This window comes from Shewanella sp. Isolate8 (assembly GCF_022398495.1).
Lineage (GTDB): Bacteria > Pseudomonadota > Gammaproteobacteria > Enterobacterales > Shewanellaceae > Shewanella > Shewanella aquimarina.
The window spans coordinates 113,038-135,200 of record NZ_JAKEVI010000001.1 but is presented as its reverse complement, the minus strand read 5'-3'; the positions used below and the strand labels follow the sequence as shown (position 1 = coordinate 135,200).

The window sequence follows — 22,163 nt, the reverse complement described above, 5'->3', positions numbered from 1 at the left end:
CCGGTTTATCTCTGGGTACAGGCGAGAACCTATTGGATATCCAGAACCTTCTGAACCCGCCTTAACCAGACACAGTTTTCACATTGGCAGTTACGGCGCGACAGGTGATGGGGGGTGAGACTGGAGTCGATAAAGTCGACGGCGATCAGCAGTTGTTGTTTCAGCTCTGCCACCGACTTACGCTCGACGGCCACCAGCTCGTCGTTATGGTTCATCCAGACACACTCCATGCCTTGATGGCAATGGATACACTGGGGGTCAGTACTATTGAAAAAACCCGCGTGAGGACAAAATTTTAGCTCCATCGACTGTACGATGCGCTTCCTCGGATATTCTAATAACTCTATCAACAGGGCTTTGTTTAGTTCCGTCATTTCGCCCTCCTCACTCTTCAATGTCGCTCAAAAATGAAGCTTAGTTTTATATTAGCTTCAGGTTACCTGTATGTGTATGTAACAGATTTGATGTAGGTCAACATCTCTTCCGAAAATATCGGTTAGGTATCGCACTGCTGAAAAATCTAGCTATTGTGCCTTACGGTCGCTTCTTGCTATAAAAACATATCGATATTCAGTGAAGTGCCCCATGCCCGACAACCAAGCCCCCAGCCCAGAACTGCAACATTTTTACATCTCCGAAGAGCAGTCTATCTACCTGCTCAAGGCCGATGATGCCCGCAAACACAGGGCCTGGATAAGACTCTGTAAACAGCAGCTCAGCAAGCTAGGCTACTCAGACATAGAACTGGTGGGCAAGGGGGCCTACGGCTTCGTCTTCGCCGGCATCAATCGTCATGGCAAGGCCCATGTGTTCAAGTTTTCCCGCATCACCCTGCCCCAGCAGATCCAAGACAGGCTGGAAGAGGAAGCCTATATGCTGTCTCAGGTGATCCACCCCAATGTGCCACCTGTGATCAAGTTTGAGCATGTGGGTAAGCAGGGGATCCTGGTGATGGCCAGGGCACCAGGGGAAGATCTCGACAAGCTCTGCCTCAGGCATGGCGCCCTGCCGGTACGTATCATAGTCAGCATCGCCCGCCAGTTGGCGCAGATCCTCAACTATCTGCACAATGGCCGCCCCCTGGTACATGGCGACATCAAGCCCTCTAACCTGGTGTACGACATGGAGCGGGATCATCTGTCGCTCATCGACTGGGGCTCGGCGGTATTTGCCCAGCGCGATGGCGAGGGCAATCCGGTCAATGGCAATGTGATGGATCTGCTCTCCAGCGATCAGCAGCACACCAATGCCCGCATGGGGGATGTCTACTTCATCGGCGAGGAGCAGCTCAACGGCGCCCTCTCCAGCCCCAGGTTTGACGAGCAAGGGGTGGCCGCCACCCTCTACGCCCTGGCCTCGGGTCAGGCTAGCCGTTTCGGCAGCAAGGTGATCCCCGCCAGCAGCATAGGCCTGCCCATAGAGTTGGCCCGCACCTTAGATGGTATGCTCAGCGACGATCCAGTCACCCGCAACCGCGCCGGAGACTATTTCCTCAGGAGCATGGCCCACAGCCACCGTCTGCACCTGCCGGATCTGCCCGCGGCGCCGCTGCAACCCGAGATCCCGGTATGGACGCTCAAGCAGGCCAAAGATGTGGAGACGGTCACCTACAGCTCGCGTAAATCCTTCCTGAGAGAACACAACGAGGATGAGCCGATAGAGAAGATGGACGATCTCCAGCTGGAGAAGTACTACCGCAACTTCATGGCAGGCATGGGGGATACCGAGAAGGGCTTTATCGCCGCGGTCAGCCGGGTGGGACAATACTCTCTTGTGGGCGGCCTGGCGATCCACTGGCAGGAGTCTGGCGTGTTTATCGACTCCAACCTGGCCACCTATAACGCCGAGGAGAAGGCGGCGCTCATCTTGGCAGTGAACAACATGGTGACCCTGGCACGGGGCATTCGCCGCATCGGGGTGTTTAAGGCCTGCTTCTTCAACGCCCGCGACACACTGCACCTTGAGCGCGACGACACCAGTCAGCCCTTCAGGCCGAGTCCAGACCAGCAGCTGCCCTTCGAGGTGGGCGATGTGCCCTCGCTGGAAGATAAGTCCAGACTGCACTCCTACTTCGAGGATGGTCGCGACCCGGATGAAAACCTGGAGCTGCCCAAGGAGATCATGACCGAGCTGGGCTGGATCAACCAGATCCACCACACGGGCTGCATCATCTTCGAGGTGCTACCTAACCATATGAAGATTCATAGCTATCTTAGACTGTTAAATCCCCGCAAGCAGGCGGCCTTCAGGGCAAGCCTCGACAGGATCCTCAGCCATGTGGATAAGATTCAGGGGAAAGGCGTTTCGGGCTTCATGAAACTTCCCTATAAAAATACCCGTCGCTTTCAACATATCGACAGGAAGGCGGACCACTTCTACCCCAGAAACCCCAAGGAAGTCATGGCCCAACTGGAAGAGTAATGGCTCAGCTGAAAGAGGAATGACTGAACCGAATTACTTCGGCTCGCGCTTGTCCTCGTCGCTCGCCTTATCATCCTCTGGCTTGTCGCCCAGCTGACGCTCTTCGTCCAGCTTGTCGGAAGGATCCGGCTTGCGCTCATAGTCGCCATCGAAGGTGTTGCCCTGCTCATCGAAGGGTGAGCGGTCGAAGGGTGAGCGGCCACCGGCCGAACCATTTGACCCAAATGGCCCCTGCCCAAACTGGCCGTGAAAACCTCCCTGTTGACTCACCTTGACCTGCATCCGCTTATAGAGGAATGCGGCGATAGGGGCGCGCGTGAGCGGGGTTAATAGCAATAAACCGATAAAGTCGGTCACGAAACCCGGGATCAGCAGCAATAGACCGGCCATGGCCAGCATCATCCCCTCGACGATCTCCTGACCGGGCGCCTCGCCGCGCGCCAGCTTCTGCTGCACCTGCATCAGGGTATGTATCCCCTGGCTGCGCACCAGAGAGACCCCCACCACAGCGGTGAAGATCACCAGACCCACGGTAGTCCAGCTGCCTAAGGTTTCGCCAACGCGGATCAGCACATTGAGCTCAATAACGGGAATGAGAACAAAGATAATCAATAGGATGAAAAACACGCTGACCTCACAAACTGACGAAATTTCTAATTGATTGAAAACTAAATGGGGGCGAACGGGTCTACTTTCAAGTCGGACGGCTTTTTTAGCGAATTTATCCCAGTGACAAACTTGGGATAAGCTCACTATTTTAGCAATAGCTTAATGCAAGTCGCCGACAAAACACGTAAAGTAGCTATCGCCCACAATACCCTTGTGAGCCAGTATAACCCGGTTACCTTAACGCCCAATTAATGACCATACAGGGTAAAAGCAACAGATGCAGGAAAAATGTCTACTCGTCACCACCAGCTGCCCGGACAATGACACGGCCAGCACCCTGGCCCGCGCCCTAGTGGAGGCCAAACTGGCGGCCTGTATTCAGATCTCTTCCCCTGTCACCTCACTCTACACCTGGGAGGGTGAAGTGTGCCAGGAGACAGAGGTGAGCCTGCAGATAAAATGTCTCACCCGTCATTACGACAAGTTGGAGCAACTCCTCTTGTCGCTGCACCCCTACCAAGTTCCCGAGCTGATCGCCACAGAGATCCACACAGGTTCGGCGGCTTATTTAGCATGGATAAAAGAAACCTCACTATCATGAAGAAAATACTGTTCCTCTTCCTCTCGACTCTGCTGTTGATCGCCCCCGGGGCGCAAAGTGAAAGCCTGTTCAGCAAGAGTAAGTTTGATTTTCTGAAAGACGAACCTCAGCTGATGCCTGTGGATCAGGCCTTCGTCTTCGATGCCCAGCAAGAGGGCAATCTGGTCAAGATCAGCTATGTGATCGCCGACGGCTACTACCTGTATCGCGACAAACTCAAGTTCGCCGCCGACGGCGCCACCTTGGGTGAGATCCAACTGCCCAAGGGCAAGGCCCATAGCGACGAGTATTTCGGCGAGCAGCAGGTCTACTACTCCTATGTCGAGATCCCTGTGGCACTCAAGGAGGCCGGCAAGGATTCCAGCATCGAGGTGACCTTCATGGGTTGCGCCGAGGGTAAACTCTGCTTCCCGCCCACCACGCGCAGCGCGCCCCTCACTCAGGTGAGCGCCAACGCAGGCCTACTCCCCGAGGTTTTGAAAGAGGCTTCAGCGGCCAGTGAAACCGCCGACCAGCAGGCGCCCATTACTCAGCAGGACTCTCTGAGCCAGATGCTCTCGGGCGACAACCTGCTGTGGACCCTGGTGATCTTCTTCGGCCTGGGTATCGGCCTGGCGCTTACCCCCTGCGTCTTCCCCATGTACCCCATCCTATCTGGCATCATAGTGGGCCAGGGTGAGAAGCTCTCAACCGGTAAGGCGTTTAGTCTCTCCATGGTCTATGTACAGGGGATGGCGATCACCTACTCGCTGTTGGGGCTCATCGTCGCCTCGGCGGGCATGAAGTATCAGGCCGCGCTGCAACACCCGGCAGTATTGGTGGTGCTAGCGATCCTCTTCTTCGTGCTCAGCCTCTCCATGTTCGGCCTGTACGATCTCAAGCTGCCATCGAGCTGGCAGGAGAAGATGAACCGTTTCTCTAACAACCAGAAAGGCGGCAACGTCGCCGGTGTGTTTGTCATGGGGATCATCTCGGGTCTGGTGGCATCTCCCTGCACCACGGCGCCGCTGTCGGGCGCGCTGGTCTATGTGGCACAAACCGGCGATCTGCTGCAAGGCTTCCTGGCACTCTATGTGCTCAGCATGGGCATGGGGCTACCGCTGCTCATCATAGGCTCGTCGGGCGGTAAACTGCTGCCACGTGCCGGCGCCTGGATGGATGTGATCAAGACTGTGTTCGGCTTCCTGATGATAGCCGTCTCTATCCTGATGATAGGCCGTATCTGGACAGGTCTAGTATCTGACCTCCTCTGGGCGTTGTGGGGTATCAGCCTGACCGCCTACCTGATGCATCAGAACAAGCTCACCGAATTTAACTGGAAGCAGACGGTGCGCTCCGTACTACTGTTACTTCCCCTGCTGGCTAGCTTCTCCTATGGCTTCCAGGCTGTCATGAACAGCCTGGGCTATGAGACCCAAACCGGTGCGGTAAGCCACAAGGTGAGCCATAAGACCATCAAGAGCCTGGAAGATCTGCAGGCTGAGGTGGCCGCCGCCAGTGCCCAGGGTAAGCCTGTGATGCTGGATCTCTACGCCGACTGGTGTGTCGCCTGTAAGGAGTTTGAGAAGATCACCTTCGTCGATCCGGCCGTGCAGTCTCGTCTGTCGCAGATGGTGTTCCTCCAGGCCGATGTGACCCGAAACGACACCCTAGACATAGAGCTGCTGGAACACTACGACGTACTGGGCTTGCCCACACTCTTGATGTTCGATGCCAATGGCGAGATCCGCGACGACCTGAGAGTCACTGGCTTCATGAAGCCTGAGGCCTTCGCCGCCCATCTGGATCACTTGCTAGCCAAGTAATCCCGAACCGACTAATAAAAAACCTCCTACGGGAGGTTTTTTATTAAGAGCGAAAAGATAGCTCGCTCATCAAAGTTTTCATTTATAGTTAACCCAATTCCTATACAATCAGGGGTATACCTCACGGAACACAAGGAGCAACATGGAACCCGCCATTCTCATCATCACCTTAGCCTGTGGCATGCTTGTCAGTCGTATCGGCCTACCGCCACTCATAGGTTATCTGGTCGCGGGCTTTGTGTTATTCCTCTTTGGCATAGACGAGAGCAGCCTACCGTTGCTTGAGCAGCTGGCCGAGCTGGGTGTCACCCTGCTGCTGTTCGCCATCGGCCTCAAACTGGATATTCGCAGCCTGTTTAAGGCCGAAGTCTGGGCGGGATCCAGCCTGCATCTGCTGGGCTCCATCATCTTCTTGGTGCCCCTACTCAAGCTCCTCGGCCTATTAGGGCTGGAACAACTGAGCGGCCTCGCCTTCAACCAGCTGACCCTGCTAGCCTTCGCGCTGAGCTTCTCCAGCACCATCTTCGCCGTTAAGGTGCTCGAAGATAAGGGCGACATGCAGTCCCTCTATGGCCGTGTCGCCATAGGCATTCTGATCATGCAGGATATCTTCGCCGTCGCATTCCTCACCATCTCCAAGGGGGACATTCCCTCTGTCTGGGCCCTGGGACTACTGCTGCTGCCCTTCGCCAGGCCGCTTATCTACAAGGCCTTTGATAAAGTCGGTCACGGTGAACTCCTGGTCCTCTTCGGCCTGGTGATGGCCTTAGTCGTGGGTGCCGGCCTGTTCGAGCTGGTCGGCCTCAAGCCGGATCTCGGCGCCTTGATCATCGGCATACTACTGGCGGGACACGCCAAGTCTTCGGAGCTGGCCAAGTCGCTCTTCTACTTCAAAGAACTGTTCCTGGTGGCCTTCTTCCTCACGGTTGGTCTCAACGGCCTACCGAGTTTCGGCGACATCGGTCTGGCGGCCCTCTTGGTGCTTATCGTACCGGTGAAGATAGTCCTCTTCCTCTACCTGCTGACCCACTTCAGGCTGCGTTCGCGCACCTCGCTGATGACATCGCTCAACCTGGGCAACTACAGCGAGTTCGGCCTGATCGTCGCCGCCGTGGCCACCAGCAAGGGCTGGCTACCGGGGCAATGGATGGTGATCCTGGCCGTGGCCCTCAGCCTCAGCTTCCTGTTTGCCGCGCCGCTTAACGCCGCATCGGCCCGTCTGTATCAGAAATTTCAGAGCCAATTGCAGAAACTGGAGAAACACCCGCTGCATCCCGAAGACAGGCAGATCCCCGTGGGCAATCCTCGCTTCCTCATCCTGGGGATGGGCCGCATCGGTAGCGGCGCCTACGACGAGCTGGCCAATCAGTTCGACGGTGAGATCCTGGGGATAGAACACAAGCAAGAGTTGGTGGACTTTCACCGACAGCAAGGGCGTAACGTGGTACAAGGCGACGCCTCGGATACCGACTTCTGGGAGAAGCTGGACAGGGCGCCAAATCTTGAGCTGGTGCTGCTGGCCATGCCCCACCACGCGGGAAATCAGTTTGCGGTGGAGCAGCTAAAACGCCTGGATTACCAGGGTAAGCTCAGCGCGATCGTGCAATACAGTGAGGATGCCCAGTCACTCAAGGCATCCGGAGTGCACAGCGTCTTTAACCTCTACGAGGCCGCCGGTGCCGGTTTTGTCGAGCATGTGATTTGCGAGCTGAAATCCGGTAAGCAGCACGAGGCCGATATCGCCGTCGAGCCCCAGGAGGCCACAGGCTAATCCTGTGTCATCTCTAGACCACAGATTGTATACATTATTCTAAATATCTTGTATTGTACTTGCCATCCTGCGATAAGATGGGAAGTACAATACTGTGCCGACAAAAAAACTAAAATCTAATCAATACCATTACTTCGGAAACATACTCAGGGCAGGTGTCTGGCTCTTAGCTGGCATGGCCGCACAGGTCGGTGCCGCTGGCTACGACATCTGGCTCTATCCCCTGGCAAAGCTGGAAAAGGCACCTCATTGGCGACTGGGCGAGCCTATCAAGGTGAGCGACCGTGCGGGCTATGACAATCAGGCGGCCTTCAGCTTTGATGGCAAACAGCTGGTATTCGCCTCCGACCGCGCTGGCAGCCACAACGACATCTACCGCTTCGACATCGCCACGGGCCGCATCGATGCGCTGACCCACACCCCGGAAATCAGCGAATATTCGCCTCAGCTGACAGCCCATGCCCTCACCTATGTAGCCGAACAAGGCGTGCCCCATCAGAGTATCTGGCAGCAGTCACCGAGCGAGCAGGCAAGCCCCCAGCGTGCCGTCGCTAGCCTGATCCCCGCCGGTTACTACGCCAAACTGGAGGGGCTCGGCACCCTGATCTGGGCGAGATATGCCTACAGCCTCTACTATGAGCCCGAGGGCGAACAGGCCGATGAACGCCACTTCGTGATCAATAATGCCGGGCGTAGCCTGCACGCCCTGCCAAGCCTCAAGCAATTCAGCTACCTTCATAAACGCATCGATGGCGAACGAGTCATCAGCCTGTTCGATCCCCATACCGGCAGCCACACGCCCCTTATCGACGTCGGACAAGGCAGCGAAGATTACGCCTGGAGCAGTGATGGCTGGTTGTTCAACCTGGACGGTCTTAACCTGCGCACCTGGCCCTATGGCCCCATCACCAAAGGCACTCCCCTGGCGTCCTGGCAAGGGGTGAGCACACTCACACCGCCAAGCTCCCATCACCACCAGCCCTCGCGAATCGCCATCAGCCCCAAAGGGAATTTTATCGCCATCACCTGGCAACGTAAGGACACAGACCAATGATCAAGCGTTCATTTTTCTCGCTGGCGCTCGGCCTAGCCTCAGGTCTAGTCTCATGCCTGACGTTAACCGCTAACCCGGCATTCGCCAGCGATCGCTGGCAGGACCACACACTATTTGAGGTCAACAAGTTGGCGCCCCATGCCAGCTTCTTCGGCTATGAATCTGAGCCGCTGGCGCTGCTAGATGAGATGTCTCGCAGCCAGAACTACTTAGATCTCAACGGCCGCTGGGTGTTTCATCTGGCAAAGAATCCCGCCGCCACACCCAAAGAGTTCGCCGCGGCCGATTTTGATGCCAGCCATTGGGGCAGCATACAGGTGCCGGGCAATTTCGAGACTCAGGGCTATGGCCACGCCATCTACCTGGATGAGCGCTATCCCTTCGACACCGAGTGGCCCGATGCGCCTGATGATCACAACCCCACCGGCCTCTATCGCAAGACCTTTACCCTGCCCCTGCAGTGGCAAGACAAGCAGGTGTTCATCCACATAGGCGCGGCGCGCTCGGCACTGACTCTATATGTGAACGGTCAGGAGGTCGGCTACAGCCAGGGAGCCAAGACCCCGGCGGAGTTCGACATCACCCCCTATCTGCAGACAGGCGAGAACCTGATCGCCATGCAGCTGATCCGTTGGAGCGACGCCAGTTATCTGGAAAGCCAGGATATGCTGCGCATGACGGGCATAGAGCGTGAGGTCTACCTCTACGCCACGCCGAAACAGCACCTGCAAGATATCGAGGTGGTCAGCGAGTTAAGTGCCGATCTCGGCCGCGCAGAGGTGAGTGTAAAGGTAGATCTTGTCAGCCACTCGACTAACAAGAACAAACTAAACCTTAGTTATCGTCTGCTCGATCCACAGGGTATGACTGTGGCCCAGGGTGACCAGGCCGTCTCCCTTGGCGATAAGGCCAGAGTCTCCTTCGATGCCAAGCTAATACGCCCTTTGCTGTGGAGCGCCGAGATACCGAAACTGTATCGGCTGCTATTAAACCTCAAGACGCCTGAGGGAGAGACGCTCCAGGTGACCAGTCAGCAGATAGGCGTACGTAAGATCGCCATCGAGAAGGGCCAGCTTAAGGTGAACAACAAGGCGATCATCATACGCGGCGTGGATCGTCACGAGACAGATCCCCAAACCGGCCATGTGGTCAGCCGCGAGACCATGGCGCTGGATATCCGCCTGATGAAGCAGAACAATATCAATGCGGTGCGCTCCAGCCACTATCCAAACCATCCCTACTGGCTCAGCCTAGCAGACCGTTATGGCCTGTATGTGATCGATGAGGCCAACATAGAATCCCACCCACTGGCGATAGACGAAAAGACCCAGCTGGGTAACGAGATGAGCTGGCTGCCGGCCCATCAGGCACGTATCGAGCGCATGGTCGAGCGCGACAAGAACCATGCCTCGGTGATCATCTGGTCCCTGGGTAACGAGGCGGGCGAAGGCAAGCTGTTCGAGCGGCTCTATCAGTGGATAAAACGGCGCGACCCCAGCCGTCCCGTGCAGTACGAGCCCGCGGGCGAGGCCGCCTACACGGATATCGTCGCCCCCATGTACCCCTCCATCGAGCGGATACGCGAATATGCCGAGCGCGCCAGCGACAGGCCGCTGATCATGATCGAATACGCCCACGCCATGGGTAATTCGGTCGGCAACCTGCAAGACTACTGGGATGTCATAGAGGCCTACCCTCATCTTCAGGGCGGCTTCATCTGGGACTGGGTGGATCAGGCGCTAGCCTTCACTAACCCGCTGGGTCAGAGATACTGGGCCTATGGTAAAGACTATCACCCCGACATGCCCACCGACGGCAACTTCCTCAACAACGGCCTGGTGGATCCCGACCGCAATCCCCATCCGCACCTAAGCGAGGTGAAGAAGGTCTATCAGCCCATCAAGCTGAAAGAGTTCCACATTGAGGGCAAGCAGGCCTCCGTCAATCTCATCAACGGCTTCGACTTCGTCTCAACCCAAGGACTGAGCCTCAAGTGGACGCTACAGCAAGATGGTCAGGCGATAATGAGTCGCCGCCAAGCCATGCCGCTACTCCCCCCAGGCGAGCAGGCCCGCGTGACCTTCAGCCTGCCAAACGAACAAACCTTAGTCGAGCCCTTCGAGTATCATCTGCTACTCGAGGTGCTCGTCGATACCCCAAGGCCACTGCTGCCGAGCGATCACCGCATCGCCTTCGAGCAGTTTGCCCTGCCGCGCCCACACAGCAAATCAGTAGAGAGAAGCAAGCGAACAGGGAGCAGCGAGCAGAGCGTCAATCAAGCAAGCATCACAGAAGATAACAAGGGCTATCGTCTCACTGCAGGAGAGCTGAGCTATGAATTTGATAAACGCAGCGGCTGGCTGACCCAGATAAACCTGGGCGGCGAGCCCCAGCTTAAGGCGCCGTTGATGGCCAACTTCTGGCGCGCCCCCACCGACAACGATCTGGGTAATCAGATGCCCGAGTGGGCCGGCGCCTGGCAAGACGCGGCAAAACAACTTAAGGTCAGTAAGATAGCGAGCGACCCCGCACTCGGTCTAACCATCAGCCAGACCCATCCCGAGATGCATTTTAGCCTGCGTACCCGCTACAGCCTGAATGAGTCGGGGCGCCTGACTATCGACAGCCTGTTTATCCCGGGCGATAAGCCGCTCGCCGATCTGCCCCGCTTCGGCTTCAGCACACAACTCGGTTTCCAGCACAGGTATCTGCGTTATTTCGGCCGCGGGCCAGAGGAGTCCTACGCCGATCGCCAGTCAGGCAATCCCCTGGGTTGGTATGCCCTGCCGATAGCACAAACCTATCACAGCTACCCAAGACCTCAGGAGACGGGCCAGCGCACTCAGGTGCGTTACGCCGCGGTGACAGATAGTGCTAGCCGAGGTTGGTTGGCGATTGCCAACCTGGCAAAGCCAGAAAACCAGGCGAATAGGCTCGCCACTCTACAGACCAGCCTCTGGCCGTTCGCCCAGGCCGACATCGATTTTCGACGCGGCGATGCCCAGGACTCGGCCTCGGGTCTGGTAGCGGTCACCCGTAACCACGGCGCCGAAGTCCCGCAACGTGAGTTCGTTACCTGGAATATCGACTACCGCCAGATGGGCGTCGGCGGCGATACCTCCTGGGGACGTCCGGTACACGAGGCCTATCGCATCAAGGCAGAGCCAATCCATTTCGGCTTCAGCCTGATGCCAATCACCACAGATGACGATATCCGTACCCTGGCAAGAGAATAACAACAAGGAAGCATGCAGATGGAACAGACAATACAGGTGGCAATTTTTGTTGCCCTGACGACCCTGGTCGCCCTGATCACCTACTTAAAGTGCCGCAAGGTGACGCGAGACGCCAACGACAGCCGCGACTACTTTCTCGCCGGTGGCGGCCTGAGCTGGATAGTGGTAGCAGGCTCCTTGATGATGACCAACATCAGCGCCGAGCAGATCGTCGGCATGAACGGCGCCCAGACCCTGCTAGTTGCCTGGTGGGAAATTGCCGCCGCAATCGGGCTTATCATCCTCGCCAAATGGCTGATCCCCATCTACTACCGCTACAACTGCACCACCACAACCGAGCTGCTGGAGCGCAAGTACCAGGACAAGGGGATCCGCGCCATGGTTTCTGTGCTCTTCATGCTGGGCTACGCCTTCATCCTGCTACCTGTGGTGCTTTACACGGGGTCGCTGTTCATGAAGTCCATGTTCGGCCTCTCCATCTCTGTCACCGTACTGGCGATCATCTTCGCCGTGGTGGGCGCCATCTATGCCATCTTCGGCGGCCTGAGAGCCATCGCCATCTCAGATACCCTCAATGGCCTGGGGCTGATCCTCATGGGGCTGGCGGTCTCCTATTTAGCGATGCACGCCGTGGACTGGGATCTCTCCGGCGTGCCGCTGGAGCGCCTTACCCTGATCGGCGATAGCCAGTCGGATATTCCCTGGTCGACCCTGCTCACCGGGATGATCTTCATCCAAATCTTCTACTGGGGCACCAACATGGTGATCACCCAGCGCGCCCTGGCCGCCAAGTCGGTGAAGGAGGCGCAGAAGGGCCTGTACGCCGCCGTGGTGATGAAGCTGATTATCCCTGTGATCGTGGTGCTGCCCGGTATCGTCGCCTTTAAGCTCTATGGCGATGTGGGCGACGTGGCCTACGGCAAATTGGTGGGCGACCTGCTGCCCAGCTGGTTATCCGGCGCCTTCGCCGCGGTGATCGCCGGTGCCGTACTCAGCTCATTCAACTCTTGCCTCAATTCGGCCGCCGCCCTCTACACCTGCGACATCCACCAGAACTATATCAATGCCGATGCCGACGTGCGCAAGATAGGCACCCGCATCGCCCTGCTGTTTACCCTAGTCTCAGTCGCCCTGGTGCCCCTGTTTGCCCGCTCGGAGAGCATCATCGCCCTGCTGCAACAGCTGAACGGTCTCTACTCCATGCCGGTGCTGGCGGCCTTTATTTGTGCCCTCGCCTTCAAAAATGTCAGCGCCAGGGCGATAAAATGGGGGCTGGTCTTCGGAGTATTGCTATACGCCTTGTTTACCTTCGTCTGGAGCCCACTGCACTTCATTCATCTGATGGCCATCACCCTACTGGCGACGATTCTGGTTACCCTGGTCTTGAGTCGCCTGATTGCCCAGCCTGTCGTCACCCCTATCGCCGAGCCGACTCTAGACTAAGCTATTTGGCTAGGCCAAACAGAGCCGTTCCAGACAGACCTCAGCCGAGCCCATGATGGCTCGGCAACTGGCCAAGATAAAACATCAGGTTAACACTAGAGCCTGTCGGCGATATTTTCCCGATCCCAGCTTACAAATCCCAGTTACATCAATGACTGAGACGTGATATAAAAATGACAAGGATGACTCATGGTTGTTGCCACCATGAACAAGACTGCCCACCGGGGCAGAGAACGCTAACATTTTTTGAGAAGTTCAACACCAATGTCGAATACCGCACAGCGCGCCAATAAACTATTTGTGCAGACCTTTGGCACCACGGCCGACGACCTGTATCGGGCGCCCGGCCGGGTTAACCTGATTGGCGAGCATACCGACTATAACGATGGGTTCGTCCTGCCTGCTGCCATCAACTTTCATACTATCATCGCCGTCAAACAGCGCGATGACGACAAGTTCCGCGCCGTATCCGACGCCTTTCCCGGCAAGATCCACACCTGGCATTTCGGTCATGAGGGAACAACCGATCCCGATGACACCTGGGTTAAGTACCTCAAGGGCTTTACCGCTGCGGTTTGCGCCAGCGGCCTACCCGCCAAGGGGATGGATCTGGCCGTGGTGAGCAATGTCCCTCTGGGGGCCGGCCTCTCCTCATCGGCGGCCCTGGAGCTCGCCTTCGGGACGGCACTTAACGATGCTAGCCAGCTCAGACTCTCTCCACTGGCGGTGGCCCAGATGGCCCAGCGAGGTGAAAACCAATATGTCGGCTGTGCCTGCGGCATCATGGATCAGATGATCAGTGCCATGGGCGAGGAGGAACATGCCCTGCTGATCGATTGTGAAGATCTCGACAGCGAACCCGTACCGATTCCCGAAAGCCTAAGCCTGATCATAGTCAACTCCAACGTGCCCCGCGGCCTAGTAGACAGCGAATATAACCTGCGCCGCGAGCAGTGCGAGCAGGTCGCCGAACATTTCGGCGTCGAGAGCCTGCGTCATCTGGAGCTGCGCACCCTGGAAGGGGCCAAGGATGAGCTGCCGGAAGTCTGTTACCGCAGGGCGCGCCACGTGCTGAGCGAAAATCGCCGCACTCAGAACGCCGCCCATGCCCTGGAGGCAGGCAACATCGCCAGGCTGAGTGAACTCATGGCTCAGTCACATCAGTCGATGCGCGATGACTTTGAGATCACCGTACCCGAGATAGACAAGCTGGTCGAGATCATCGACGCCGTGGTGGGCGATCGCGGCGGCGTACGCATGACAGGTGGCGGCTTCGGCGGCTGCGTCGTGGCACTGGTGGATCACGACCTTACCGACGCCGTGGTCGAGGCGGTCGAGCGCCAATATCATACCGCCACAGGCCTGGAAGCCAGCGTCTACCTCTGCTCGGCAAGCCAAGGCGCCTCCAGGTTGGACGAGGAGCTCTACTAATAGACAATTACTGGTAGAGAGTTATTAGTAGAGAGATGCTAGCCACAAGCCTGCAATCGCTGTTTAGAATACGTATTCATGCCTTCGACCGGGAGCAAGGTTATACAATAGGCAACAACCGATTTAATACGATGTAAATTAACCGCTTAAGGAAAAGATTATCATGGTACGTTTTCGCCCGCTCGACGCCTGGGACGATCCCCGTGGTGGCCAGATAGAACGCATCATCATAGACAACGGCATACTGGCCATGGAGGTCCTCAGCCTGGGTGGCATCATCCGCTCCCTCTGGGTACCGGACAACAAGGGCGAGCGAGGTAACGTTGTGCTGGGCTGCGACAGCGCCCAGGACTATCTGACCCAAGACGCCCACCTTGGCGCCATCGCCGGGCGCTACGCCAACCGCATCGCCGGTGCACGCCTGATCCGGGACGGTCAGCAATTCACCTTAGACAATAATCATCAGGCCAACTGCCTACACGGTGGCCGCGAGGGCTTCAATCGTAAGCAGTGGCATATCGGCCAACTCAGCGATGGCGTGCGCCTCAGCCTGTTCAGCCCGGATGGTGACATGGGCTTTCCCGGTAACGCCAATATCCAGCTCGACTACCGTCTGGTGGGCAATAACCTCTATGTAGAGATCCTCGCCAGCACAGATGCCCCCTGCCCCATCAGCCTGACCCAGCACAGCTATTTCAATCTCGACGGGGCCAACGAGGCCAGCAGCCTGGGCCACCTGATTCAGAGCGACTGCCAAGACTACCTCACAACAGATGAGCAGGGGATCCCGACCCAGGTGAGTAAGGTAGCTGATACGCCGCTGGACCTTAGACAAGGCAAGTCACTCGACAGCCTCAAGACGGCACTGGCAGATAGTCCGACGAAAGGCATAGATCACTGCTATCTGATGCCGGGCCATGATGGTAAGGCCCTGAACCGCTTCGGCGCCATCAGCGCGCCGAATTCGGGACGTTGTCTGACTCTTTACACCAATCAACCTGGGGTCCAGGTTTACGGCAGCAACTTCCTCGAAGGCACCATAGGCAAACAGGGACAGACTCTGGAATCTTATCAGGCGGTCTGTATCGAGCCGCAGCAGCTCCCCGACGCTCCCAATCAGCCAGACTTACCGGGCACGCCATGGCTCATGCCGGGCGAGGTGTATCACCACATGAGTCGCTATCAATTCGATCTGATTAAATAACAGGTTTAACGGGGAAGAGAGATAGAGTAGGGAAAGGGTTTAGGTAGGGGTTCCAGATAAACCGGAACCTCATACCTAAAGATGGCGGCTAACTAAACTGGGGTTCTAGTTGCGGTCGTCATCGTCAGACCAATCATCATAACCGTCGTCCAGGCTATCGACTTCGAGCTCGACATCGTCGTCATCATCGTCGCTGGCGACTTCTTCGGCTTCCACCTTCACCTTCTTAGGGGCCGGGGCAGGTTTAGCATGAATCGCTTCAACCCAGCCTGCGTGCTGCTGCATGAAGGCGGTTCGGGTAGCTAACCAGTTCGCGTCATATTCGGCTTTGGCAGCCTTAAGTTCCTCTTCCGTAAGGTCATGCAAGTTCACCTTAACGATGTCCTCGGCATATTCAATCACGGCATCTCTTACCGTGTTATAGAGATAAACTCGTCCCGCACTGGCTTCGGGAAAATCTTTGTCGTGAATGAGGATAGTATTGCCTCGAGCCGTACGAAGTTCACCATACCAAACAGGTTCTTTAGACGTGTCATACATATATGCTAATACCCTTAAATCAACACATACCAATATAAAATTATAAAGCTGACAACAGTTAGCTTAGTCGCTGCCATCGTCAGAAACGCCTCTGGACAATAGCCCACACATTTTTAATAAATACCGCCAGAAATCAATAGCCAAATAGATCTATTTTATTTAATTGCTATCAAAATGCTCACTCGGTAGTTACTAGTAACGAATTTAGCCGATCAAATCAGTTATTCAAGTTTTTTCTAACCGACTTTATACCAAAGTTAAAAAAGCCCTCTACCCCTTTAGAGCAGTAGCTGACGCCATACTTAGCCCTCAGCTTTAGGCGAGTTACCGGCCACCTTGAGCACCAGCTTTCCCCTGTGCTGGCCGGACTCCATCAAGGCGTGGGCCTTGGCCCCATCACCCAGGGCAAACTCGGCAAACAGATGGGGCACCAACTGACTCCCCTCAGGGCTCGCAAATCTTGGCCACACCTGCTCACGCAGGCCATCGGCAATCGCCTGCTTGGCCTCAACCGATTGCGGCCTCAATGTCGCCCCAGTCCACCAGATACGCTTAGCCATCAGCAGCGCCACATCCACCTCGGCGCGCCTGCCTCGCTGCAGCGCTATGGTCACCAGGCGGCCCTCGATCGCCAGCGCCTTGAGGTTGAGATCGATAAGGTCACCCGAGGCCATATCCAGCACCAAGTCCACCCCTTGAGGCGCCACCGCCTTTATCTGAGCCAGCAGATCCTCGTCATGATAGTTAAAACCGTGATCGGCCCCCAGGGCGAGGCAGTAATCTATCTTCTCCTGATTGCCGCAGGTGACCAGCACCTTAACAGCGAATTGTTTCGCCAAGGTGACCGCCGCCGAGCCTATTCCCCCCGAGCCACCATGGATCAATACCGTCTCCCCCGCCTTGAGGCCGCCGCGCATAAACATATGGCCCCAAACGGTGAAGAAGGTCTCGGGCAGCGCCGCCGCCTGAGCCATGCTGAGCCCTTGTGGAATAGGCAAACAGTGTACGCCCCAGGTCGCCACATATTCGCCATAGCCACCGCCGGGCACCAGGGCGCAGACCTTGTCTCCCAGCTGCCAGCCTGTCACCTGCTCACCCAGGGCGACCACAGTGCCTGACACCTCCAGTCCCAGGATCTCGCTGGCACCGGCCGGCGGGGGATAGACGCCACGGCGCTGGGCAACGTCCGGGCCATTCACCCCGGCGTACGCCACCTTGATCAGCAGCTGATCCGGCGCGATGGCGGGCAAGGTGCTCTGCGTCAGCTCGAGCACCTCTGGCCCGCCCGGGGCGTTAAATTGCACATGGGTATAGCTTGTGGGAAGCGAAGACATATTGGCTCCTGGCTTAGAGGGAGTTGTTGATGCCGAGGCTAGCGCGAAAATGGTTAGCGGGGCAAGCCTTAGCCACAATCCTTGCGCTCAGAGTATGGATAAAACAAACAACAGCTCACAAATATCTTTACCATTAGTAAGTTAGCTATAAAAGATTTGTCGCACCGCTTAGGCTTTATGTTATGGTGTTTCTGAGCAAGCAGGCTTTAAGCCCAATTATCACCTAAGCTTAAAGACCTATATGCTGCGATCTGTTATCACCAGAAGGGGCTGCACCTGCGATGAATGTTGACTTTATCAATCCTTTTCTCGACTCCCTGCTCAATGTGCTCAAGACCATGGCCAACCTGGAGCTTAAACCCGGCAAACCCAACCTGAAAAAAGATAATCTGGCCAAGGGCGATGTGTCGGGCCTCATCGGCATGGTCGGTCCGCAGACCAAGGGATCTTTATCGATCACCTTCGAAGAGTCGCTGATCTTAGAGATCATGAACAAGATGCTGGGGGAGAAGCCCGAGAGTATAGATGAAGAGGTGACAGACTTGGTGGGCGAACTCACCAACATGGTGACCGGTGGCGCCAAGAATCTCCTCAGTGACAAGGGCTACGAATTCGACATGGCCACCCCTATCGTGGTGTCGGGTAAGAATCACACCATAGCCCACAAGTCCGACGGGCAGAAGATCATCATGCCTTTCAGCAGCATCTACGGCACCGCCTACATAGAGATCTGCTTCGAGAGCTAACCGATACCTAGCTCATCAGAAAGGCTGGTTCACCATGATCCAGAACTGGCCTTCCTCCTCGCCGATGGCGAGATCGGTGCGCACCACCACACCCTCGACCTCAAAGCGGATACCGGCACCGAAACTGGTTTTCATCTGGCTGTGAAGGCTATCTAGACTGAACTCGTCGCTGACCTTGCCCGCCTCGGCAAATACCGTCCACTGCCACCAGGGAATGTCAAACCAGCGAAATACGGGTAGGCTCTGCAATGGATTCCACTTGGGAGTCAAACGATATTCGGCGGCGTACAACACAGCGCTGCGGCCAGTAAATTGATTGACGCTGTAGCCGCGAAGACGCTTGAAGCCCCCCAGGCTCACCCCGGCAAAGCTCGGCGGGCGCTGGTAGGCTTGGCTGGCCTCATCATAGCTATTCCAGGTGGGGGTATCGGCCAGATACACATCGAATGCCAGCACCCGACTGTCGAACCAATCGCTCTGTCCAAGGGACAGGTAGAGGCTCTGCTCAAACTCCCAGGTGGTCCAGCTCTGACGCTGACTGCTACCCCAGTCTCGCGTAAAGGTCAGGCTGGTGCGCCCACCCTGCTGGCCGTTCTCGCGGTTATCACGATTGTCCCAGGCCAGCTCCAGCTCAAGCCCCCGCGCCGATTGTGGCAGCGACTCATATCCCTCCAGGCGTTGCTCGGTATAGAAGGGAGTCAGCTCGATACTGCTCACCCCAGAGGTGAGTGGGTTCCATTCGTGGCTGCCTAAGGGTGCGCTGCGCAGACTGGCAACCGCCCCCTTGGCGCCCCGCCCCCAGGGCAGCACGTATTTAAGATGCAGCCTGGCAAAGGACTCATCCCCCTGGGTCACCACCCGCGTAGGCTGACCAGCCATACTCGCAGGCGCCTGCCCGGGCACATAGAAGATCCCTTCGGTGTAGCGGGCACGGTAATACTCGCCGGAAAACAGCCAGCTATCGACACCCGGCAGCTGATAGTCATAGGCGCCAAGATAGCTCACCCAGGAATCGTTGGCCGAGCCTAGTCCCAGGGCAAACAGGGAGGCCTGACGCTGCCCCGCGTGTTTCACCACACCGGCGGCGCCCATAGAGGTGCTCAGGGTCTCGGTGGCGAAGATAAAGGGCACGGCGACAAACTCGGCGCACGCTCCATCACCGCTATTGATCTGTACCTGAGGCGCCAGATCATCACTGGCCAGCGCCTGAACGGCAGGTAGGGCGAGCGTTGCGGCAAAAAACAAACGGCTAGCCTGAGAAGCTAGCCGCGTGAGCGATGCTTTAGGGGTGAACAGATCCGGCATCGATTACTCGAGACAGACGGCGACGCGCGGGGTCAACTTAGTCACCAGCTCGTAGGCGATGGTTCCTATATGCTCGGCCACCTCTTCGACCGGCAGCGCCTTGCCCCAGAGCACGGCGGTATCACCCACCTTGTCTGTGGCATCTATGCCCAGATCCACCGTCAGCATATCCATGGAGACACGGCCCACCACGGGCACCAGGCGGCCATTGACCCAGACAGGAGTACCTTCTGGGGCGTTACGGGGATAACCGTCGCCATAGCCGATGGCCACCACACCTAGCTTGGTGTCTTGCTTGGCGCGCCAGTAACTGCCATAGCCGACGGGGTCGCCGGCCTTATGGTCACGTACCGCAATCAACTGAGACACCAGCTCCATGGCGGGCTCAAGACCATGGTTGCGGCCAAGATCGCCAACGACCGGTGACACGCCGTACAGGGCTATCCCCGGGCGGATCCAGTCTGCCTGGGTCGCCTGCCAGTAGAGGGTCGCGGCCGAGTTGGCCAGGGTGCGATCGCCAGGAAGGTCTGCCGTCATCTGCTCGAAGCGGCGCGCCTGCTCGGCGGTCGCGGGATTATTCGGCTCGTCGGCGCAGGCAAAATGGGTCATCAGATTGATGGGCTTGGCCACGTTGGCACAGGCCTGCAGACGCTGATAGATAGCCTCAAACTGATCCAGGTTAAAGCCCAGACGATGCATGCCGGTATCTATCTTCATCCACACGGTCACCGGCTTGGCCAGGCTGGCGGCCTCCAGCATCTCGAGCTGGGACTCATGGTGCACCACGGTATCGATGTCGTGCGCCACCAGGGTGGGCAGATCGCTTGGGCGAAAGAAGCCTTCCAGCAGAAGCAGCTTGGCACTCACGCCACCGGCCCTGAGCTCCAGCGCCTCTTCGAGGCGCGCCAAGCCGAAGCCGTCGGCACTGGCCAGACAGTGGGCCACATTTAATAAACCGTGACCATAGCCGTTGGCCTTCACCACGGCCATCACCTTACTCTGGGGTGCCAGCTGGCGTAATCGCTTTAGGTTAGCTTTCAGCGCATCGCCGCTGATCTCTGCTCGGGGAAAGGGTTTCAAACAATAACCTTAATGTTAATGGCGTCGAGACTCGATGAGGGTAACGCAAAATAGCGACCCATAGGGCTAATTAAATCAAGTTTAATCTCACCCTATGAGCTTAGTCGGATTAATCTTCTTCGAACTGCGGACCGGCGTAGTTATCGAAACGGGAGAACTGGCCCTGGAAGGTCAAACGTACCCGGCCGATGGGGCCGTTACGCTGCTTACCTATGATGATCTCCGCGGTACCCTTATCTTCGGAATCGTCGTTATACACCTCATCACGATAAATAAACATGATCAGATCCGCATCCTGCTCAATAGAGCCAGATTCACGCAAGTCCGAGTTCACCGGGCGCTTGTCGGCGCGTTGCTCCAATGAGCGGTTAAGCTGCGACAGGGCGATAACCGGGATCTCCAGTTCCTTAGCCAGCGCCTTGAGCGAGCGGGAGATCTCGGCGATCTCCAGCGTACGGTTGTCGGACAGAGCGGGCACCTGCATCAGCTGAAGGTAATCGATCATGATCATCGACAGGCCACCATATTCGCGGGCGATACGTCTGGCGCGGCTGCGCACCTCGGTCGGTGTCAGGCCCGAGCCATCGTCGATATACATCTTGCCCTGTTCGAGCATGATCCCCATAGTCGAGGAGACGCGCGCCCAATCGTCATCGTCGAGCTGACCCGTACGTATCTTGGTCTGATCCACCCGGCCCAGTGAGGCCAGCATACGCATCATGATCTGCTCCGAGGGCATCTCGAGACTGAAGATGAGCACTGGCTTGTCTTCATGCAGCGCCGCCTGTTCACACAGGTTCATGGCGAAGGTGGTCTTACCCATAGAGGGACGCGCCGCGACGATGATAAGGTCGCCCGACTGGAAGCCCGCCGTCATACGGTCGAGATCGTTGAAGCCACTGGACACCCCGGTCACACCGTTGTGCGGGTTGTTGTACAGCTCCTCGATCTTATCCACCGTCTTCTCGAGGATGGTCTTGATCCCCTCAGGGCCCTCGTTGGCGTTGGCGCGCTGCTCGGCGATCTTAAATACCTTGCTTTCGGCCAGATCCAGCAGCTCACCTGAATTACGCCCCTCGGGGTTAAAACCGGCGTCGGCGATCTCGTTAGCGACCTTGATCATCTCGCGCACCACGGCGCGCTCACGCACGATGGCGGCGTAGGAGAGAATGTTGCCCGCGCTCGGGGTGTTCTTGGCGATCTCGCCCAAATAGGCGAAGCCACCGGCATCTTCTAAGTGATCTTCAAGCTCCAGCTGTTCGGAGACGGTGATCAGATCGATAGGCTGACCCGCGGCCACCAGGGCCTCCATGGCGGTAAAGATCATCTTGTGGGAGCGGGAGTAGAAGTCATCCTTCACCACGGCCTCGGCCACCTTATCCCAGGCATCTGAATCCAACATCAAGCCACCGAGCACAGACTGCTCGGCCTCAATCGAGTGGGGCGGCATCTTCAATGCGTCGATCTGTATATCTCTAGGCTTTTTCTTAGCCTGAAATCCACCTTGCTGTGACATTAACTCTCCAAATTTCCAACGATTAGGCAAAATATGATATAAAACCCGGGTCAAGCAGAAACAGGCC

Annotated in this window: 17 protein-coding genes; 10 read left to right on the top strand and 7 right to left on the bottom strand. The window is 57.0% G+C overall.

All coding sequences use genetic code 11. From position 1 onward, the window contains the following. Nucleotides 1-29: 29 nt before the first annotated feature. Entirely contained in the window at nt 30-374 is a 345-nt protein-coding gene (locus L1D43_RS00615; protein ID WP_239849531.1) for a hypothetical protein, read from the bottom strand. 211 nt (nt 375-585) lie between these two features. On the opposite strand from L1D43_RS00615, the gene L1D43_RS00610 reads away from it, so the two are divergent. Further along, nucleotides 586-2,421 (top strand): protein kinase, encoded by a 1,836-nt coding sequence (locus L1D43_RS00610; protein WP_239849530.1) that lies wholly within the window; start codon nt 586-588, stop codon nt 2,419-2,421. A 33-nt stretch (nt 2,422-2,454) separates the two neighbouring features. Here L1D43_RS00610 and L1D43_RS00605 read toward each other — a convergent pair whose 3' ends face one another. Further along, nucleotides 2,455-3,048, bottom strand: coding sequence for an FxsA family protein (locus L1D43_RS00605; RefSeq protein WP_239849529.1), 594 nt, complete (start codon nt 3,046-3,048; stop codon nt 2,455-2,457). A 259-nt stretch (nt 3,049-3,307) separates the two neighbouring features. Between L1D43_RS00605 and cutA the strand changes: the two genes are divergently transcribed. From cutA to L1D43_RS00565, 8 genes are all read left to right on the top strand, one after another. Next, the gene (cutA, locus tag L1D43_RS00600) at nt 3,308-3,631 is read left to right on the top strand and encodes a divalent-cation tolerance protein CutA (protein ID WP_239849528.1); all 324 of its coding nucleotides are present in this window, start codon (nt 3,308-3,310) and stop codon (nt 3,629-3,631) included. Further along, a complete protein-coding gene (locus L1D43_RS00595; RefSeq protein WP_239849527.1) occupies nt 3,628-5,436 on the top strand; it encodes a protein-disulfide reductase DsbD in 1,809 nt (602 codons plus the stop codon). The genes cutA and L1D43_RS00595 overlap by 4 nt, the downstream gene beginning before the upstream one ends. Nucleotides 5,437-5,578: 142 nt before the next feature. Then, nucleotides 5,579-7,207, top strand: coding sequence for a cation:proton antiporter family protein (locus L1D43_RS00590; protein ID WP_239849526.1), 1,629 nt, complete (start codon nt 5,579-5,581; stop codon nt 7,205-7,207). 94 nt (nt 7,208-7,301) lie between these two features. Beyond that, nucleotides 7,302-8,261 carry a hypothetical protein gene (locus L1D43_RS00585; RefSeq protein ID WP_239849525.1) on the top strand — a complete coding sequence of 320 codons (960 nt, stop codon included), beginning with the start codon at nt 7,302-7,304 and terminating at the stop codon, nt 8,259-8,261. Then, entirely contained in the window at nt 8,258-11,497 is a 3,240-nt protein-coding gene (locus tag L1D43_RS00580; protein WP_239849524.1) for a glycoside hydrolase family 2 TIM barrel-domain containing protein, read from the top strand. The genes L1D43_RS00585 and L1D43_RS00580 overlap by 4 nt, the downstream gene beginning before the upstream one ends. 18 nt (nt 11,498-11,515) lie before the next feature. Continuing rightward, entirely contained in the window at nt 11,516-12,940 is a 1,425-nt protein-coding gene (locus L1D43_RS00575) for a solute:sodium symporter family transporter (protein WP_239849523.1), read from the top strand. A 264-nt stretch (nt 12,941-13,204) separates the two neighbouring features. Then, entirely contained in the window at nt 13,205-14,371 is a 1,167-nt protein-coding gene (gene galK / locus L1D43_RS00570) for a galactokinase (RefSeq protein ID WP_239849522.1), read from the top strand. A gap of 163 nt (nt 14,372-14,534) precedes the next feature. Further along, nucleotides 14,535-15,575 carry an aldose epimerase family protein gene (locus L1D43_RS00565; protein WP_239849521.1) on the top strand — a complete coding sequence of 347 codons (1,041 nt, stop codon included), beginning with the start codon at nt 14,535-14,537 and terminating at the stop codon, nt 15,573-15,575. Nucleotides 15,576-15,680: 105 nt separating this feature from the next. Here L1D43_RS00565 and L1D43_RS00560 read toward each other — a convergent pair whose 3' ends face one another. Both L1D43_RS00560 and L1D43_RS00555 read right to left on the bottom strand, forming a co-directional pair. Continuing rightward, nucleotides 15,681-16,115, bottom strand: a complete 435-nt coding sequence (locus L1D43_RS00560; protein WP_239849520.1) for a hypothetical protein — start codon at nt 16,113-16,115, stop codon at nt 15,681-15,683. A gap of 302 nt (nt 16,116-16,417) precedes the next feature. Then, nucleotides 16,418-17,449 carry an NAD(P)H-quinone oxidoreductase gene (locus L1D43_RS00555; protein WP_239849519.1) on the bottom strand — a complete coding sequence of 344 codons (1,032 nt, stop codon included), beginning with the start codon at nt 17,447-17,449 and terminating at the stop codon, nt 16,418-16,420. Nucleotides 17,450-17,730: 281 nt separating this feature from the next. Here L1D43_RS00555 and L1D43_RS00550 point away from each other — a divergent pair, with 281 nt between their 5' ends. Further along, nucleotides 17,731-18,195, top strand: a complete 465-nt coding sequence (locus tag L1D43_RS00550) for a chemotaxis protein CheX (RefSeq protein WP_239849518.1) — start codon at nt 17,731-17,733, stop codon at nt 18,193-18,195. Nucleotides 18,196-18,210: 15 nt separating this feature from the next. On the opposite strand, the gene L1D43_RS00545 is transcribed toward L1D43_RS00550, so the two are convergent. The 3 genes from L1D43_RS00545 to dnaB all read right to left on the bottom strand — a co-directional run bounded on the left by L1D43_RS00545 (nt 18,211) and on the right by dnaB (nt 22,096). After that, complete coding sequence (locus L1D43_RS00545) at nt 18,211-19,500, bottom strand: hypothetical protein (protein ID WP_239849517.1); 1,290 nt, start codon at nt 19,498-19,500, stop codon at nt 18,211-18,213. Nucleotides 19,501-19,503: 3 nt separating this feature from the next. After that, nucleotides 19,504-20,580, bottom strand: coding sequence for an alanine racemase (gene alr, locus L1D43_RS00540; RefSeq protein WP_239849516.1), 1,077 nt, complete (start codon nt 20,578-20,580; stop codon nt 19,504-19,506). Between the two features lie 109 nt (nt 20,581-20,689). Beyond that, on the bottom strand, nt 20,690-22,096 hold the full coding sequence (gene dnaB / locus L1D43_RS00535) for a replicative DNA helicase (protein ID WP_239849515.1): 1,407 nt from the start codon (nt 22,094-22,096) through the stop codon (nt 20,690-20,692). Nucleotides 22,097-22,163 lie beyond the last annotated feature (67 nt).